The 15,000-nt window shown below is 68.5% G+C and carries 13 protein-coding genes; 10 read left to right on the top strand and 3 right to left on the bottom strand.

Going from position 1 to position 15,000, the window contains the following annotated elements; all coding sequences use genetic code 11:
* The first annotated feature begins 10 nt into the window (after window positions 1–10).
* Window positions 11–1,483: a peptidoglycan DD-metalloendopeptidase family protein gene (locus WDC87_RS13950; protein ID WP_088497598.1), complete on the top strand. Its 1,473-nt coding sequence runs from the start codon at window positions 11–13 to the stop codon at window positions 1,481–1,483.
* 65 nt (window positions 1,484–1,548) lie between these two features.
* A complete protein-coding gene (locus WDC87_RS13945; RefSeq protein ID WP_088497599.1) occupies window positions 1,549–2,676 on the top strand; it encodes an anhydro-N-acetylmuramic acid kinase in 1,128 nt (375 codons plus the stop codon).
* Between the two features lie 74 nt (window positions 2,677–2,750).
* On the opposite strand, the gene WDC87_RS13940 is transcribed toward WDC87_RS13945, so the two are convergent.
* The 3 genes from WDC87_RS13940 to WDC87_RS13930 all read right to left on the bottom strand — a co-directional run bounded on the left by WDC87_RS13940 (window position 2,751) and on the right by WDC87_RS13930 (window position 5,161).
* Window positions 2,751–2,981, bottom strand: a complete 231-nt coding sequence (locus WDC87_RS13940) for a hypothetical protein (protein ID WP_005420465.1) — start codon at window positions 2,979–2,981, stop codon at window positions 2,751–2,753.
* A gap of 78 nt (window positions 2,982–3,059) precedes the next feature.
* The gene (locus tag WDC87_RS13935) at window positions 3,060–4,364 is read right to left on the bottom strand and encodes an MFS transporter (RefSeq protein ID WP_049413991.1); all 1,305 of its coding nucleotides are present in this window, start codon (window positions 4,362–4,364) and stop codon (window positions 3,060–3,062) included.
* Window positions 4,361–5,161: an exodeoxyribonuclease III gene (locus WDC87_RS13930; RefSeq protein WP_069140053.1), complete on the bottom strand. Its 801-nt coding sequence runs from the start codon at window positions 5,159–5,161 to the stop codon at window positions 4,361–4,363. Before WDC87_RS13930 ends, WDC87_RS13935 begins: the two co-directional genes overlap by 4 nt.
* Window positions 5,162–5,322: 161 nt before the next feature.
* On the opposite strand from WDC87_RS13930, the gene pyrE reads away from it, so the two are divergent.
* From pyrE to WDC87_RS13890, 8 genes are all read left to right on the top strand, one after another.
* Window positions 5,323–5,982: an orotate phosphoribosyltransferase gene (pyrE, locus tag WDC87_RS13925; protein WP_005420471.1), complete on the top strand. Its 660-nt coding sequence runs from the start codon at window positions 5,323–5,325 to the stop codon at window positions 5,980–5,982.
* A gap of 19 nt (window positions 5,983–6,001) precedes the next feature.
* Window positions 6,002–6,664, top strand: coding sequence for a hypothetical protein (locus WDC87_RS13920; protein ID WP_134972362.1), 663 nt, complete (start codon window positions 6,002–6,004; stop codon window positions 6,662–6,664).
* Window positions 6,665–6,885: 221 nt separating this feature from the next.
* Window positions 6,886–6,978, top strand: a complete 93-nt coding sequence (locus WDC87_RS13915; protein WP_005407770.1) for a potassium-transporting ATPase subunit F — start codon at window positions 6,886–6,888, stop codon at window positions 6,976–6,978.
* Between the two features lie 12 nt (window positions 6,979–6,990).
* Entirely contained in the window at window positions 6,991–8,700 is a 1,710-nt protein-coding gene (gene kdpA / locus WDC87_RS13910; protein ID WP_252744767.1) for a potassium-transporting ATPase subunit KdpA, read from the top strand.
* Between the two features lie 10 nt (window positions 8,701–8,710).
* A complete protein-coding gene (gene kdpB / locus WDC87_RS13905) occupies window positions 8,711–10,768 on the top strand; it encodes a potassium-transporting ATPase subunit KdpB (RefSeq protein WP_088497602.1) in 2,058 nt (685 codons plus the stop codon).
* Window positions 10,765–11,415 (top strand): potassium-transporting ATPase subunit KdpC, encoded by a 651-nt coding sequence (gene kdpC / locus WDC87_RS13900; protein WP_088497603.1) that lies wholly within the window; start codon window positions 10,765–10,767, stop codon window positions 11,413–11,415. Before kdpB ends, kdpC begins: the two co-directional genes overlap by 4 nt.
* 51 nt (window positions 11,416–11,466) lie before the next feature.
* On the top strand, window positions 11,467–14,127 hold the full coding sequence (locus tag WDC87_RS13895; RefSeq protein WP_072168700.1) for a sensor histidine kinase KdpD: 2,661 nt from the start codon (window positions 11,467–11,469) through the stop codon (window positions 14,125–14,127).
* Window positions 14,108–14,821 (top strand): response regulator transcription factor, encoded by a 714-nt coding sequence (locus tag WDC87_RS13890; RefSeq protein ID WP_005420506.1) that lies wholly within the window; start codon window positions 14,108–14,110, stop codon window positions 14,819–14,821. Before WDC87_RS13895 ends, WDC87_RS13890 begins: the two co-directional genes overlap by 20 nt.
* The last annotated feature ends 179 nt before the right edge of the window (window positions 14,822–15,000 follow it).

Below are 15,000 nucleotides of genomic sequence, written 5' to 3'. Positions count from 1 at the left end.
AAGACCGCCGATGCACAATTCCGAACAAGGGCGCGCACGCAAGCAGCGCTTCCAGGAACGCCTTCACGTCCTGCACGACAACGCCCTGCATCGGAAGCTCAGGCAACACCTTCCCGCCGCCTTCAATGAGCGCTGGACCCGCCGCCATTGGATGCACGCCAGCCTGTTTGCGACCATCGGCGCCCTGGTGGCGACGATCGTCCCCGGTTTCTCGCACACCATTGATGCGCCTTACGCGGACAGCCACACCAGCCTGGCGCTGCCGCTGCCGCCGTTGACCATGGCCCGCCAGCAGCAGGTGCCGGGCGACAGCTGGCAGGTGCTGCGCATCCAGCGCGGCCAGACCCTGAGCGACCTGTTCGACAAAGCCGGCATTCCGGCCAGCACCCTGCACCGGGTGCTGGAGCACCCCGGTGCGCGCGAGGCGCTGACCAAGCTGCGCCCGGGCGCCGAGATCGCCTTCGACATGCCGCTGTCCGGCGACCTGCGCAGCATCCGCTTCGATCGCGACGCCGACAACCGGGTGGAACTGAGCCTGGCCGGCGATGACATCAAGGAGCAGGTGACGCGGCGCGAGACCTCCACGCGTACCGTGGTCACCAGCGGCGAGATCACCAGTTCGCTGTATGCCGCGGCCCGCCGGGCCGGGCTGTCGCCGTCGGCGATCGCGACGATGACCGACGACATCTTCAAGTACGACATCGACTTCTCCAAGGACCTGCAGCCGGGCGACCGCTTCAGCGTGGTGATGGACGAGACCTGGCGCGAAGGCGAGAAGGTGGACACCAGCAAGATCCTGGCGGCGACCTTCACCACCGGGGGCAAGACCTATTCCGGCTTCCGCTTCGACCGCAACGGCAAGTCCGAGTACTACGACATCAACGGCCGTTCGTTGAAGAAGAGCTTCATCCGCATGCCGATCCCGTTCGCGCGGCTGAGCTCGACCTTCGGCGCACGCAAGCACCCGGTGCTGGGCAAGATGCGCATGCACAAGGGCGTGGACTACGCCGCGCGCACCGGCACCCCGATCATGGCCGCCGGCGACGCCCGCGTGCAGTTCGCCGGCGTGCAGCGCGGCTACGGCAATGTGGTGATCCTCGACCACGGTCGCGGCCACACCACCCTGTACGGCCACATGTCGCGCTTTGCGAACATCAAGACCGGCCAGCGCGTGGCCCAGGGCACGGTGATCGGCTACGTCGGCTCGACCGGCCTGGCCACCGGCCCGCACCTGCACTACGAATTCCGCGTCAACGGCGAGCACCGCAACCCGCTGACCGTGACCATGCCGCCGCCGGAGCCGCTGAAGGGCGCCGAGCTGGTCGCCTTCCGCGCACAGACCGCGCCGGCGATGGCCCGCATCCAGGGCATGGAGAAGCTGATCTACGCCGATGCCAGCCCGGCACCGACCAGCCGCGACGAGGCCGCCACCGAGGTGGCCAGCGCCAAGGACAAGCAGGCAACCGGCCGCAAGCGCGGCTGAGCCCCTTCGTTGACGAAGAAGGACGCGGCAGCACAAGCTTGCCGCGTCCTTTTTTTATGCCTGCCATGAACACACCTGCCGACGCTGACGCCCCCCTGTACCTTGGCCTGATGTCGGGCACCAGCGCCGACGGCATCGATGCCGCGCTGGTGCAGTTTCCCGCGGGCGGTGGCTGCCGCTTCGTGCACGGCCTGACCGCCCGCTGGGAACCGGTGCTGCGCGCGCGGCTGGTGGCGCTGGGCGAAGGTGGCCCGTTGGATTCGCTGGAGGAGCTGGGCGAACTGGACGCGCGGATTGCGATCAACTTCGCCGAGGCTGCCAACCAGCTGCTGGCCGAAGCCGGCGTGGATCGCAGCCAGGTGCGCGCGATCGGCTCGCACGGCCAGACCGTGCGCCACCGCCCGCTGGCCGATCCGGCGTTCACCGTGCAGCTGGGCGACGGCAACCGCATCGCCGAGCTGACCGGAATCACCACGGTGTCCGACTTCCGTCGCCGCGACGTGGCGGCCGGGGGACATGGCGCGCCGCTGATGCCGGCCTTCCACCTCGGCATGCTGGGCGCCGCCGACGAGGACCGTGCCGTGCTCAACCTGGGCGGTATCGCCAACCTGACCCTGATCCCGCGCGAAGGCGCGGTGCGCGGCTTCGATACCGGCCCGGCCAACGCGCTGATGGATGCCTGGTGCCAGCGCCACACCGGCCGTACCTTCGATGCCGATGGCGCGTATGCCGCCAGTGGCGCGGTGGACGAGGGCCTGCTGGCCGGCTGGCGTTCGGACCCGTGGTTCGCGCTGCCGCCGCCGAAGAGCACCGGGCGCGAGCAGTTCCACCTGGCCTGGGCCGAGGCGCACATGGGGGAAGGCGAATATGCCGCTGCCGATGTGCAGGCCACCCTGCTGGAGCTGACCGCGACGACCGTGACCGACGCGCTGCTGGCGCAGCAGCCGCAGACCCGGCGCCTGCTGGTCTGTGGCGGCGGCGTGCGCAACCGGCAGCTGATGAAGCGGCTGGCGGCGCGGCTGCCGGAGGTGCAGGTGGAGTCCAGCGCGCTGCACGGGCTGGACCCGGAGTACGTGGAGGCGATGGGCTTTGCCTGGCTGGCGCAGCGGACGATGGACGGGCTGGCCGGCAACCTGCCGAGCGTGACCGGGGCGACGGGGCCGCGGATCCTGGGGGCAATCCACCTGGCGTGAGGTGGCGCCATCCACGCAGGGCGTGGATTCACCGGGCAGCCGAGCGTGGGCTCGGCTCTACCTCTACAAAGCCGCTAATCGAAGCCCTGCCCTGCGGGCAAGGCCTGCAAGGCGGCGATCGCATCGGAGAGGGCGTCCACTTCGGGATCGCCGAAACCGGAGCGGACCTCCAGTTCACTGCTGAACAGGCCCTGCTCCAACAAGGCGGCGCAGGTCTGTTCATGGGTCCAGCCGCGGGCGACCGCGACACGTCTGATACGTTCCAGCAGCAGCGGGTCCAGGTCCCGCAGCACAACGTCGGCCATGCTCACTTCCCCGTTCGCAAGGCACCGCCCCCTCGGCGCGTCGGGGGCGATGATCCCGCAGTCCGGGCGGGCAGGCAATCAGGCGACCGGTGGCGGCCCGCGGTCGGCGATCCGCGGCCACAGCCAGGCCAGCAGCAGCAGGGTCGGCACCACAGTGACCGAGCTGAGGATGAAGAACGTGCTGTAGGACGTCGCCTCAACGATGTATCCGGAGACACCGCCGATGAACTTGCCCGGCAGGTTGGCCAGCGATACCAGCAATGCGTACTGCGTGGCGGTGAAGTTGCGGTCGGTCAGCGACGACATGAAGGCCACCAGCACGGTGCCGGCGAACCCCTGGAACAGGTTGTCGGCACTGAGCGCGGCATAGAACGCCCACAGCTTGCCTGGGTTGTGCGCCATCAGCAGGAAGGCGAGGTTGGACATCGCCACGCCCAGTGCGGCCACCAGCAGCATGCGCCGGAAGCCGAATGCGGCCACCGCAATACCCCCCAGGAACGCACCGCCGATCCCCATCCATACACCGAACAGCTTGGACACGGTGGCGATGTCGGCCTTGTCGAACCCCGAATCGAGATAGAACGGCCCGGCCATCACGCCGATCACCTGATCGGGGAACTTGAACAGGCCGACGAAGGCCAGCAGCACCAATGCCAACGCCACGCCATTACGGCTGAAGAAGCTGGAAATGGGCTGGACGAAGGCTTCGGCGATATCGATGCGACGCTGCACCGCCGTGGCCGGGCGCTCCGGCTCGGCGCACAGCAGGGTAGTGACGATCGGCAGCAGCATCAGCGCGGCCATCGCCAGGTAGGCGACGATCCAGCCTTCGAACTGCGCCAGGTACAGCGCGCCGGCACCGGCCAGGATCAGGCCGATCCGGTAGCCCAGCGTATAGGTGGCCGCCAGCGCGGCCTGCGCGGTCTGCGGAGCGATCTCGATACGGTAGGCATCGACCGCCGAGTCCTGGGTGGCGCCAGCGAACGACGCCACCAGCACCCACATCACCAGTGGCCAGACGCCCTCTTCCGGCCGCACGAAGGCCAGTGCGACCAGGCCGACCAGCACCAGCACCTGCGATACCAGCAGCCACGAACGGCGGCGGCCGAGCGCGCCCAGCAGCGGAAATGCATAGCGGTCCAGCAGCGGCGCCCACAGGAACTTGAGCAGGTAGAAGAAGCTGGCCAGGCTGATCAGGCCGATGCTGCCCAGGTCCAGGCCGACGTCGCGCAGGCGCGTGGACAGCGTCTGCGAAGCGATCAGCAGGAACGGCAGGCCACTGCCGAAGCCAAGCATGGCCATGGTCAGCGCCGACGGGGTACCGAAGGCGCGCTTGATGCCTGCCCAGCCCTTGTAGCTGACCGGTGTGGCGGCCTCGGTCACAGGTCGTAGTCCACGGTGAACGGGGCGTGGTCGGAGAAGCGCTCGTCGCGGTAGATCGAACAGCTACGCAGTTTGTCGCGCAGGCCCGGCGTGATGAACTGGTAGTCGATGCGCCAACCGACGTTGTTGGCGCGGGCGGCGCCGCGGTTGCTCCACCAGGTGTAGTCCTCGCCGGTGGGATTGAGCAGGCGGTAGGCATCGGCCCAACCGCGGCCGGCGGCGACATCGGTGGCCTGGCCGTGGTCGGCGCAGAGGGCGTTGAGCCAGTCGCGTTCCTCCGGCAGGCAGCCGGAATTCTTCTGGTTGGACTTCCAGTTCTTGATGTCCAGCGCCGAACGCACGATGTTCCAGTCGCCGCACAGCACGTAGTCGCGGCCGCTGCGCGCCCACTCCTCCAGGATCGGGCGCAGCCATTCCATCACTTCGAACTTGAAGCCCTGGCGCAGGTCACCCGAGCTGCCGGAGGGAATATAGAAGGAGACCACGCTGAGATTGCCGTAGCGCGCCTCGATGTAGCGGCCTTCGTCGTCGAACGGGGCCCAGCCCAGCGAGGTGATGACCTGGTCCGGCTCGCGCCTGCTGTAGATCGCCACGCCGCTGTAGCCCTTCTTGGTGATGGCGTCGCGGTAGAAGCAGTGATGGCCATCCGGACGGAACATCGGGTCGGTCAGCTGGTCTTCCTGGGCCTTGGTTTCCTGGATGCACAGGACGTCGGCGTCCTGGGCCCGGAACCAGTCCAGGAAGCCCTTGGTCGCGGCGGAACGGATGCCATTGGCGTTGAAACTGATGATGCGCATGCGGGGACCTGCGGCGGGAAACCGGGCAAGCATACCGGTTGCCCGTGGGGCTGCGCAGTCCGCCAGGCAACGCCGCGACAGGCTTCACGCGGGGCCGGACGAGCGCGAAACGCCCAGCTGGATTAGGATTTGTGCTCCAAATGAAGATGAATCGAGTTTTGATGAGCGACCACCGCCACCGTTTCCTGCAGCTGGCCCTGACCGCCGACGCCCTGCGCTTCGGCCAGTTCACCCTCAAGTCCGGCCGGCTGAGCCCCTATTTCTTCAACGCCGGCCGTTTCGACTCCGGTTCGCTGCTGTCCCAGCTCGGCGCCTGCTATGCCGATGCCATCGATGCCAGCGGGATCAAGTACGACGTGGTGTTCGGCCCGGCCTACAAGGGCATCCCGCTGGCCACCGCGATGGCCTGCGAGCTGGCCCAGCGCGGCCGCGACCTGCCGCTGTCATTCAACCGCAAGGAAGCCAAGGACCACGGCGAAGGTGGCCAGCTGATCGGCGCTGACATGAATGGCAAGCGCGTGCTGATCGTCGACGACGTGATCACCGCCGGTACCGCGATCCGCGAAGCGCTGGGCATCATCCGCGCTGCCGGCGGCACCCCGGCCGGCATCGTGGTAGCCCTGGACCGCCAGGAGATCGCCTCGGAAACCGACCGCCGCTCGGCGGCGCAGTCGGTGGCCGAAGAGGCCGGGATTCCGGTGATCGCCGTGGCGTCGCTGGCCGATCTGCTTGATTTCGCCTCCGGCAACCCGGAACTTGTGGGTTACCGCCAGCCGCTGGAAGCCTACCGGGCCCAGTACGGCGTCCGTTCGATCCGCTGACCGACCCAGGGGAAAGGTCATGTCCCGAGTTCCTGCCGTTCTCTTTGCCGGCCTGCTGCTGGCCGTGCCGTCCACCGTGCCGGCGCAGTCGCGCGACGGCGGCAAAGTGGAAAAGAAGCTGTACTGCTGGAACGAGGGCAAGGAGCGGATCTGCAGCGATTCGCTGCCAGCCGATGCGGTCAATCACGCCCGCGAGGAGTTCAACGCGAAGAGCGGCCTGCGCAATGCGCAGGTCCAGCGCGCGTTGACCGACGAAGAGCGCGCCGCGGCCAGCACCCAGGCGCAGCAGCAGCAGCTGGACCTGATGGCCGAGCAGACCCGCCAGCGTACCGAGCAGGCGATGCTGTCCACCTATGGCAGCGAGGAGGACCTGCGCCGGGTGTTTGCCGAGCGCCAGGAAGTGCTGGACAACAACCTCAAGACCGCCGAGTACAACGTCACCAGCCTGCGCGAATCACTGGTGGCGCTGCTGTCGGCCGCCGGTGACCGAGAACTGGCCGGTGGCAAGGTCGCCGACAAGCAGGCCGAGGCGATCCGTCAGCGGCACGTGCAGTTGCAGGCGCAGCAGCGCCTGCAGGCCGGGTTCCTGCAGCAGCAGCAGGCGCTGAAGGCGGAAATTGAAAGCACCCTGCAGCGTTATCGCGAGCTGAAGGGCGTGGCGCCAGCAAGCCAGGCACCGTGATTCGCTTGTAGAGTCGAGCCCATGCTCGGCTCCGCGTGACCTTGGGAAAGAGCAGCCCAGCATGGGCCCGGCTCTACAGTAGGCGGCGCCTGGTTACGGCTTGGCCCACGGAATTTATGCACTCTTTACGCGTCGGCACGGTCCGGCGCGTAGTGCGTTTATGGGCGGCAGGACGACGATGACGGCCTGAGGTGGAGGGGTTCCACCAGGACGCTATTGCAATGTCCCCCTGGCTGTCGTTGTTGTGTGGCGTGCTGGTGCTGGTCGCCGCCGCCTATCTCCTTTATGTCGTGCTGCGGCCCGAGTCGTTCTGAGCGGAGCCTGCCATGACCGAGATGCTTGTGATTATTGCCGCCAGCCTGTTGCTGGCGTGGCCGCTGGGCCTGTACCTGGCGCGGGTGATGCGCGGCACGCCGATGATGGCCGACGTGCTGTTCAACTGGATCGAGAAGCCGCTGTACAAGGTGTTCGGCGTCGATCCCTCGCGCGCGATGTCCTGGCGCGGCTACGTGCTGGCCTTCGTGCTGAGCAACGCGGTGGTCGCCGTACTGACCCAGGCGGTGTTCATGACTCAGGCCTGGTTGCCGTTGAACCCGGACCAGATCCCGAACATGCGCTGGGACACCGCGCTGCACACGATGATCTCGTTCCTGACCAACACCAACCAGCAGCACTATTCGGGCCAGGCGCAGCTGTCCTACCTCTCGCAGATGACCGGCATCACCGGCCTGCAGGTGGTGACACCGATGATGGGCCTGGCGCTGGCGGTGGCCACGCTGCGCGCGTTGTTCTCGCGTGCGCCGCAGGCTGCGGCGGCCACCAGTACCGGCGATGACCGCCAGGTGGCGGTGGGCAACTACTACGTGGACGTGGTGCGCCTGTGCGTGCGCTTCCTGTTGCCGCTGTGCCTGGTGTGGACCCTGCTGCTGACCAGCCAGGGCGTGCCGTCGACGATGGCCGGTGGCCCGCAGGCCACGCCGATCGATGCCAGCGCCGGCATGGCCGGACAGAAGCTGCCGCTGGGCCCGGTGGCGGCGATGGTCGCGGCCAAGCAGCTGGGCGCCAACGGTGGCGGCTGGTACGGCCCGAACAGCAGCTTCCCGCTGGAAAACCCGACCCCGCTGTCGAACGCGCTGGAAATCGTCGGCATCCTGCTGGTGCCGATGGCGGTGATCTTCATGATCGGTGCATTCACCGGCCGGCGCCGGTTCGGCGCCCTGGTGTTCAGCTGCATGCTGGGCATGTCGCTGCTGTCCACCGGCGCGATGGTGTGGAGCGAAGGGCACAGTGCCAGCGCCGCCACGCCGCTGCTGATGGAAGGCAAGGAGGTGCGCTTCGGCGCCGACGGCACGGCGCTGTGGGCGGCGGTGACCACCCAGGTCTCCAACGGGTCGGTCAACGGCATGCATGACTCGCTGGCGCCGCTGAGTGGCGGCATCGCGATGGTCAACATGCTGGTCAGCGCGATCTGGGGCGGCATCGGCTGTGGCCTGCAGCAGTTCATCGTGTACCTGCTGCTGGGCGTGTTCCTGGCCGGGTTGATGACTGGACGTACGCCGGAACTGTTCGGCCGCAAGCTGGAGACGCCACAGGTACGCCTGCTGGCCCTGCTGGTGCTGCTGCAGCCGATCACCCTGCTGGTGTTCACCGCGATCACCCTGGCCGTGCCCGGGCTGGCCGCTACCTCCAACCCGGGCTTCCATGGCATCAGCCAGGTGTTCTACGAGTACGTCTCGGCCTACGCCAACAACGGCTCGGGCTTCGAGGGGCTGGGCGACGCCACGCTGTGGTGGAACCTGAGCTGCTCGCTGGTGCTGCTGCTGGGCCGCTTCCCGCTGCTGATCATCCCGCTGGTGGTGGCCGCGCAGCTGGCCGCCAAGCGCCAGGCGCCGGAGTCTGCCGGCAGCCTGCAGATCGAAACCCCGACCTTCGCCCTGACCCTGGTCTCGGTGATCGTCATCCTGACCGTGCTGCAGTTCATGCCGGCGCTGGTACTCGGCCCGATCGCCGACCACCTCAGCCTGGGACTGCACTAAGGACACCCCGATGAGTACCCACGCAAGTTCCACCCGTAGTTCCCTTGCCCCGCGCCCTGCGCTGCTTGATGGCGCCGGCCTGCGCCGTGCGCTGGTCGAAGCAGTACGCAAGCTCTCGCCGATGCACCTGGTGCGCAGCCCGGTGATGGCGGTGGTGATGGCCGGCACGATCGTCGCCGCCATCGTCACACTGACCGGCAATGCGCCGCTGGGCTTCGGCCTGGCGGTGACCGCGATCCTGCTGGTGACCGTGTTGTTCGGCAATTTCGCCGAAGCAGTGGCCGAGGCGCGTGGCCGTGGCCAGGCCGCATCGCTGCGCCGCGCTCGCCAGGATCTGGTGGCGCGCCGTCTGGCCGCGCCGCAGCCGGGGGCTGCGGAAACCCAGGTACCTGCCGCCGAGCTGCGCCCGGGCGACCATGTGATCGTCAGTGCCGGTGAGCTGGTGCCGGCCGATGGCGAGATCGTGCAGGGCCTGGCCACCATCAACGAGGCGGCGGTGACCGGCGAATCCGCCCCGGTGCTGCGCGAGGCCGGTACCGACCGTTCCGGCGTGATCGGCGGCACCAAAGTACTGTCCGACCAGATCATCGTGCGGGTGACCGCCGAGCCGGGGCACAGCTTCCTGGACCGGATGATCGCGCTGGTGGAAGGTGCCAACCGTCAGAAGACGCCGAACGAGATCGCGCTGACCCTGTTGCTCGCAGCGATGACGCTGACCTTCCTGGTGGTGGTGGCGACGCTGCCGGCGATCGGTGCGGCGGTAGGCGTGCAGGTCGATCCGCTGCTGCTGATCGCGCTGCTGGTATGCCTGATCCCGACCACCATCGGCGGGCTGCTGCCGGCCATCGGCATCGCCGGCATGAACCGTGCGCTGGCTGCCAACGTGCTGGCCAAGTCGGGCAAGGCGGTGGAAGTGGCCGGCGACGTCGACGTGCTGCTGCTGGACAAGACCGGCACCATCACCTACGGCGACCGCCAGGCCAGCCACTTCCATCCGTTGGCCGGCATCGACGCCAGCCAGCTGCGTGAAGCGGCGCTGCTGTCCTCGCTGGCCGACCCGACCCCGGAAGGCAAGTCGATCGTACGCCTGGCGCGCGAGCAGGGTTGCGCCACCGCCGAGCCGGACCATGCCGAGTACCTGGCGTTCAGTGCACAGACCCGCATGTCCGGCGTGGACCTGGAACATGGCCGGCAGATCCGCAAGGGTGCCGCCGATGCGATCCGCGCCCACGTACAGGCGCTGGGCGGCAACGTGCCGGCGGAACTGGCCGGTCGCGTCGAGCAGGTGGCGCGCAATGGCGCCACCCCGCTGGTGGTGGCCGAGGGTCGCCACGTGCTGGGCGTGATCGAACTGTCGGACGTGGTCAAGCACGGCATGCGCGAGAAGTTCGCGCAGCTGCGCGCGATGGGCATCCGCACGGTGATGATCACCGGCGACAACCCGCTGACCGCCGCTGCCATCGCTGCCGAAGCCGGCGTCGATGACTACATCGCCGAGGCCCGCCCGGAGGACAAACTGGCGCGCATCCGCCAGGAGCAGGCCGGCGGCCGGCTGGTGGCGATGGTGGGCGATGGCACCAACGACGCTCCCGCGCTGGCCCAGGCGGACATCGGCCTGGCGATGAACTCCGGCACGCAGGCGGCGAAGGAGGCCGGCAACATGGTCGACCTCGATTCGGACCCGGCCAAGCTGCTGGCGGTGGTGGAGGTGGGCAAGCAGCAGCTGATCACCCGTGGCGCGCTGACCACCTTCTCGCTGGCCAACGACGTCTCCAAGTACTTCGCGATCCTGCCGGCGCTGTTTGCCGCTGCGGTTCCGGCCATGGCTGCACTGAACGTGATGCAGCTGTCGAGCCCGCGCAATGCGGTGCTGGCAGCGCTGATCTTCAACGCCCTGGTGATTCCCGCCCTGATTCCGCTCGCTCTGCGTGGCGTGCGCTTCCGCCCGGCCACCGCAACGGCGCTCCTGCGCCGGAACATGCTGGTGTACGGCCTCGGCGGCGTGCTGCTGCCGTTCGCGGCGATCAAGGCGATCGACCTCCTTCTTGTCCTGGTATTCGGCGCATGAACCGTACTGTTTCCACTTCGTCTTCCCTTCCCCGCGAACAGAAAGCCGAGGCCCGCGTGGCGAGCCTGCAGGATGGCGCAAGCTGGCGCCCGGCGATCGGCCTGGGCCTGGCTACCCTGCTGCTGGCCGGCGCGGTCTACGCCGGCATCGCCACCGGCTTCGCCGGCCTGGCCTACCCGACCCAGGCCGAGGGCAGCCTGCTGCGCGACGGCAACGGCCAGGTGCGCGGCTCGGCGTGGCTGGCGCAGCCGTTCACCGGTGATGGCTACTTCCAGGCGCGTCCGTCGGCGGCCAACTACGACCCGATGGCCGCGGCCGGTTCCAACATGGCGCGCAGCAATCCCGCGCTGGCCGAGCGCGTCGCTGCCAGCACCGCTGCGGTGGCTGCACGGGAAGGTGTCGCGCCAGCGCAGGTTCCGGCCGATCTGGTAACCCAGTCCGGCGGCGGTCTCGATCCGCAGTTGTCGCCGGCCGCCGCACAGCTGCAGGTGGCGCGCGTAGCGCGTGCCCGTGGCCTGCCGGTGGAGCGCGTGCAGGCACTGGTGCAGGCCCATACCGAAGGGCGCCAGTGGGGCCTGTTCGGCCAGCCACGGGTGAACGTGGTGACGCTGAACTTCGCGCTGGACCATGCAGCCAAGACGCCGTGATGCCGGGCTGTACCCGCTGCGCGCACAATGGTGGCCATGACAGCGGCCCCCATGACTGATGCACGTACCCGCCAGGCCGATGCCCTGGTTGAAGGCCTGCAACGCGAAGCCGGCGGCAAGCTGACCGTGTTCCTCGGCGCGGCGCCGGGCGTGGGCAAGACCTACACCATGCTGACCCGCGCGCAGGAACAGCTGCGCCGCGGCGTCGACCTGGTGGTGGGCCTGGTGGAAACCCATGGACGCACCGATACCCAGGCCCTGCTGGAGGGCCTGCCGCAGCTGCCGCTGAAGGACGTGGCCTATCACGGCCATGCCCTGCAGGAGATGGACCTGGATGCCGTGCTGGCACGGCATCCGGCGTTGGTGCTGGTGGATGAACTGGCCCATCGCAATGCGCCCGGCAGCCGCCATGAGCGGCGCTGGCAGGATGTGATGGAGCTGCTGGACGCCGGCATCGACGTCTGGACCACGGTCAACATCCAGCATCTGGAAAGCCTCAACGACGTGGTGATGCGGATCACCGGCGTGCGCGTCAGCGAGACCGTGCCCGACGGCGTGCTCGACCGCCTGCACGACATCGTGCTGGTCGATCTGCCGCCGCGCGAACTGATCGCTCGCCTGCAGCAGGGCAAGGTCTATGTGCCCGAACAGGCCGCGCAGGCACTGCAGGCGTTCTTCTCACCAGCCAACCTGACCGCGCTGCGCGAACTGGCGATGCAGGAAGCCGCCGACCGCGTCGACAGCAGCCTGCGCGAAACCCGCGCCGCGCGTGGCGAAGGCAATCTGCCCCTGCGTCGCGGCGTTCTGGTGGCCATCGACGGGGGCGGCCAGAGCGAATACCTGGTGCGCGTGGCGCGGCGCATCGCAGAGCGCCGTGACGCGCCGTGGACGGTAGTGACCGTGCAGGGCCGGCGCCAGGACGAGGCGACCCGGCGCGAGATCGATGCGGCCTTTGCGCTGGCAAGGCGGCTGGGCGGCGACGCCGAACTGCTGCATGGATCGAGCATCGCCGATGCCCTGCTCGACCATGCCGCACACAACGGCGTGTCGACCCTGGTGCTGGGCCGGACCCGCGAACGTCCACTGGCACGGATGTTCAACCGCACCCTGACCCAGCAGCTGATCCAGCGTGGCGCGCATTACGAGATCACCATCATCAGCACGCCGCAGGCACGCGCACGCTCGCGCCGCGAGAGCCTGCTGCCGCCAATGCGCGGTATCAGTCATGAACCGGCACAAGCCCTGATCGCTACCGCGCTGGCCTGTGCGGTGGCGTGGCTGGCCGAACACTGGGTGGGCATGGCCGACCTGTCGATGGTGTTCATCGTCGCGGTGGTGCTGGTGGCTGCACGCACGCGCGCCAGCGTGGCGGTGATGGCCGCGATCCTGTGCTTCCTGGCCTACAACTTCCTGTTCATCGCGCCGCGCTTCACCTTCGCCATCGGTGCACGCCAGGGCGTGATCACCGTGTTCCTGTTCCTGGCCGCGGCACTGGTGGCCGGGCGCCTGGCCTCGCGCCTGCGCATGCAGGTGATTGCGCTGCGTGCGGCCAACCGCCATGCGCGTGCGCGCCAGCAGCTGGGCCGTCAGCTGGCCAGCGCGGCCGGCAACGGCGAGGTGGCACAGGCGGGCCGGCATGCGCTGGAGCAGGCCCTGGACGTGCCGGCGTGGCTGCGGATCGGCACCGATACCGCCGCCGGTGGCCGCAACCAGCCTGGCGATACCGACCTGGCTGCCGCCGACTGGGCACTGCGCCACGGCCAGCCCAGTGGGCGCTTCACCGATACCCTGGCCGGTGCGCAATGGTGGTTCCTGCCGTTGCTGGACGGAGAAGACCGTGCGATCGGCGTGGCCGGCCTGTACCTGCCCGGCGCACAGGCGCGCCTGCTGCCCGAACAGCGGCAGCTGGCCGAAGCGATGGTCGATGACATCGCACAGGCCGCGCTGCGTACCCGGCTGGTGGCGGAACTGGAGCAGGCACACGTCAGCAACGAGACCGAGCGGCTGCGCTCGGCGCTGCTCTCCTCGGTGTCGCACGACCTGCGCTCGCCGCTGGCGGCGATGATCGGGTCGGCCGACAGCCTGGCCAGCTACGGTGCAGCGATGGATACCGCTGATCGCCGCGCCCTGCTGGACACCATCCTGGTCGAGGGCGAACGGCTGGACCGCTACATCCAGAACCTGCTGGACATGACCCGGCTCGGCCACGAAGGGCTGAAGATCAACCGCGACTGGATCGGCGTGGACGAGCTGATCGGCTCGGCAGCACGGCGCCTGCAGCGCTACCAGCCAAAGGTGCGGCTGGAGCTGGACATTCCAGCCACGCTGGCACCGATCTGGGTGCACCCGGCGCTGGTCGAACAGGCCGTGTTCAACGTGATGGAGAACGCGGCCAAGTTCTCGCCGCCCGACGCCGCCGTGCAGGTACAGGCGCGCGAGCTGGACGGCCAGCTGCGCATCGACGTGATCGACGCCGGCCCCGGCATTCCCGATGACGAGCGCGCGCGCATCTTCGACATGTTCTACAGCGTCGAGCGTGGCGACCGGGGCCGCCACGGCACCGGCCTGGGCCTGACCATCTGCCAGGGCATGATCGGCGCACATGGCGGCAGCGTGCAGGCGCTGCCCGGACGCGACGGTCGCGGTACCCTGATCCGCATCACCCTGCCCCTGCTCAAGCCAGCCTCCCACGATGAGCCCGACCCCGATTGATGCCAGCGTGCCGGCCGCACGCGTGCTGGTGATCGACGATGAAACCCAGATCCGCCGGTTCCTGGACATCAGCCTGCGCGCGCAGGGCTACCAGGTGCGGCAGGCCGCCACCGGCCAGGAAGGCCTGCAGCTGGCCGCCAGCGAAGACATGGACCTGGTGATCCTGGACATTGGCCTGCCGGACATGGAAGGCCATGAGGTCCTGGAACAGCTGCGCCAGTGGAGCCAGGTGCCGGTGATCATGCTGACCGTGCGCGCCGGCGAAGCCGAGAAGGTGCGCGCACTGGATACCGGCGCCAACGACTATGTGACCAAGCCGTTCGGCACGCAGGAGCTGATGGCGCGCGTGCGGGCGCTGCTGCGCACGCGCAGCGTGCCGACCGATGGCACGCCGCCGGTGTTCGACGATGGCCACCTGCACGTGGACCTGGTGCGTCGCGAAGTCGCCCTGCAGGGTGAACCGGTGGCGTTGACCCGCAAGGAATACGCGCTGCTGTCGCTGCTGCTGCGCAATGCCGGGCGGGTGGTGACCCAGCCGCAGATCCTGCAGGAGATCTGGGGGCCGACCCACCAGCACGACACCCACTACCTGCGCATCCTGGTCGGCAAGCTGCGGCACAAGCTGGGCGATTCGGCGCTGGATTCGCGCTACCTGTTCACCGAGCCGGGCGTGGGGTTGCGGTTCAAGGGGTAGTGGGGGGGGGGGGGGGGGCCCCGCCCGTAAACCACGGCCCGACAACGTAATTTACGCGCCCGGCGGGGGCCACCAAATCCCGCACCCCCCCCCACACCCGCGCGGGCCCCCTAAAGATCTCCCAAAAAACATCCTATACCACCAGCCGGACAAACAGGCCCAAAAATAAAAGCCGGCAG

Source organism: Stenotrophomonas maltophilia group sp. Smal12 (genome assembly GCF_037079935.1).
GTDB lineage: Bacteria > Pseudomonadota > Gammaproteobacteria > Xanthomonadales > Xanthomonadaceae > Stenotrophomonas > Stenotrophomonas sepilia.
The sequence above is the reverse complement of the archived record's forward strand: the minus strand, read 5'-3'. Positions and strand labels throughout refer to the sequence as shown.